This is a genomic window from Paraburkholderia sp. (genome assembly GCF_026225065.1).
Lineage (GTDB): Bacteria > Pseudomonadota > Gammaproteobacteria > Burkholderiales > Burkholderiaceae > Paraburkholderia.
Genome location: NZ_JAMFSB010000008.1, coordinates 1 through 2,856, shown reverse-complemented (window position 1 = coordinate 2,856; position 2,856 = coordinate 1). Strand labels below are relative to the sequence as shown.

Sequence of the window (2,856 nt, the reverse complement as noted above, 5' to 3'; positions counted from 1 at the left end):
TTGCAACCTTCCCGCGCGACCTGTTCGCGGGAACTGTCGTCTTCCTTGTCGCGATGCCGCTATGTCTTGGCATCGCCAACGCCTCCGGCGTCGAACCGTTTGCCGGCTTGCTGTCGGGGATTATCGGCGGGCTGGTCGTTGCACTGCTGAGCGGCTCGCACCTGAGCGTGAGCGGGCCGGCGGCGGGACTGGTGGTCATCGTCGTCGATGGCATTGCCAGGCTCGGCAGTTTTTCGACCTTCCTGATGGCCGTGATGCTCGCCGGCGCGATCCAGTTCGGTTTCGGCATGCTGAAAGCCGGACGCTTCGCAGCCTACGTGCCGTCGTCGGTCATCAAAGGAATGCTTGCGGCCATTGGCTTGTTGCTGATCATCAAGCAGGTGCCGCTTGCTGCCGGCTTTGCCAACGGCAGCGCTCACGTTGCCGCGCAATCCTCCGGCACGCTCGATACGCCGTTCGGCGCGATGTCCCTCGTGGCGTGCGCTGTCGCCGTGCTCTCAATCGCGATATTGGCCGGCTGGGAAACGAAAGCGATGCGCCGCTTTGCGCTGGTACGCGCGTTGCCGGCGCCACTCGCGGTGGTCATCCTCGGCATTGCGATTACGCTGGTGCTCGACTTCGCCGCGCCGGGCTTTGCGCCGCCGGCGGAACATCGCGTATTGCTGCCGTCGCTGGCCTCGTTTGCCGCGTTGAACGCGGCGTTCGACTGGCCTGACTTCGAGCGGCTCGTCAATCCCGATGTCTGGCGGCTCGCGATGACACTTGCCATCGTCGCAAGTCTGGAGACGTTGCTGAGCCTCGAAGCCGTCGAGCAGATCGATCCGAAGAAGCGCACCGCACATCCGGATCGGGAACTGAAGGCGCAGGGCATCGGCAATATGATGGCGGGCGCGATCGGCGCGTTGCCGATCACCTCGGTCATTGTGCGCAGTTCCGCCAATGTCCACGCAGGCGCGCAGAGCCGCTGGTCGGCCGTCATCCACGGTGTGTTCCTGCTCGCGAGCGTGTTCGCGCTGACGGCCGTGATCAACCTGATTCCGCTCGCGTGCCTCGCCGCGATCCTGATTTTCACGGGACTGAAGCTGGCGAAACCTTCGTTATTCGCGGCCGTTGCCAAGCAGGGATTCGAACGCTTCGCGCCGTTCATCGTGACGATCTTGGGCGTGCTCACGACCGACCTGCTGATCGGCATCCTGCTGGGAATTGCTTGCAGTATCGGGCTTGCGATTCATGCGAATCTGCAGCGGCCTATCACTGTCGCGCAGCACGACGATCACTTCCTGCTGTCGTTTCGCAAGGACGTGTCGTTTCTTGGGAAGGTATCTCTCAAGCATCACTTGCGGCAGATTCCGGACAACGCGACGCTCATTGTGGACGCGAGCCGCGCTGATTTCGTCGATCCCGACGTGCGCGAACTCATCGATAAATTCGTCGCAGATGCCCCCGAGCGCGGTATCCATGTGGAATGCCGGCAGCTTGAGCGCACGGCGCGCGAACGGCCGAGCTTGCAACAGCGCATGGCGTTTTTCAAACGGGCGTCCGTCAAATAAAGCTGCAATGAAAAACGGCCCTCGCTTGTGGCGAGAGCCGTTTTTAACCGATGAAGCGCGGGATACGCGCTTCGCTCAATCGAATCAAATTGAGGAAAGCTGCGGATTCAGCTTCTCAACTTTCGAGTGAAGCTTGTTCAACGCCGCGAGATACGCTTTCGCCGATGCCGCCACAATATCCGGATCCGTGCCCACGCCGTTCACAATCCGTCCGCTCTTCGACAGACGCACGGTCACTTCACCCTGCGCCTGCGTGCCGGTGGTAATCGCGTTCACCGAATACAACACCAGCTCAGCGCCGCTCGTCACCTTCGATTCGATCGCGTGCAGCGTCGCGTCGACCGGGCCATTGCCACGCGATTCACCCTGCACTTCGATACCATCGACGGCAAACACCACGCGTGCGTGCGGCTGCTCACCCGTTTCCGAGTGCTGCGCCAGCGACACGAAGCGGAACGTTTCCTTCGCCTGCATTTCCGCGGATTCTTCGGAGACGATCGCCATGATGTCTTCGTCGAAGATCTCGGATTTACGATCGGCGAGTTCCTTGAAGCGCACGAACGCGGCGTTCACATCCGTTTCCGATTCCAGCGACACGCCGAGATCTTCCAGGCGCTGTTTGAACGCGTTACGACCCGACAACTTGCCGAGCACGATCTTGTTGGTCGCCCAGCCCACGTCCTCGGCGCGCATTATTTCGTAGGTATCACGCGCTTTGAGCACGCCATCCTGGTGAATGCCCGACGCGTGCGCAAACGCGTTCGCGCCAACGACAGCCTTGTTCGGCTGCACGACAAAACCGGTGATCTGCGAGACGAGCTTCGAGGTCGGCACGATATGCGTCGTATCGATACCGAGTTCCAGCCCGTAGTAATCCTTGCGCGTCTTCATCGCCATCACGACTTCTTCCAGTGCCGTGTTGCCTGCGCGCTCGCCCAGACCGTTGATCGTGCATTCGATCTGACGCGCCCCGCCAATATGCACGCCGGCCAGCGAATTCGCGACCGCCATGCCAAGGTCATCGTGGCAATGCACGGACCACACCGCCTTGTCCGAATTCGGCACGCGTTCGCGGATGGTCTTGATCAGGTTGCCGTAGCCTTCCGGCACGGCGTAGCCGACCGTATCGGGAATATTGATGATGGTGGCGCCTTCATCGATCACCGCTTCCAGCACGCGGCACAGGAAGTCGAGATCCGAGCGGCTGCCGTCTTCCGGCGAGAATTCGACGTCATCGGTGAACTTGCGCGCGAACCGCGTGGCGAGACGCGCCTGTTCATAGACCTGATCGGCGCTCATGCGCAGC

At 61.3% G+C, this 2,856-nt stretch carries 2 protein-coding genes; one reads left to right on the top strand and one right to left on the bottom strand.

Going from position 1 to position 2,856, the window contains the following annotated elements; all coding sequences use genetic code 11:
* A partial coding sequence (locus tag M0954_RS00345; protein ID WP_297351028.1) for a SulP family inorganic anion transporter occupies window positions 1–1,550 on the top strand: 1,550 nt, incomplete at its 5' end.
* A gap of 84 nt (window positions 1,551–1,634) precedes the next feature.
* Here M0954_RS00345 and M0954_RS00340 read toward each other — a convergent pair.
* A partial coding sequence (locus M0954_RS00340; RefSeq protein ID WP_297351026.1) for a 2-isopropylmalate synthase occupies window positions 1,635–2,856 on the bottom strand: 1,222 nt, incomplete at its 5' end.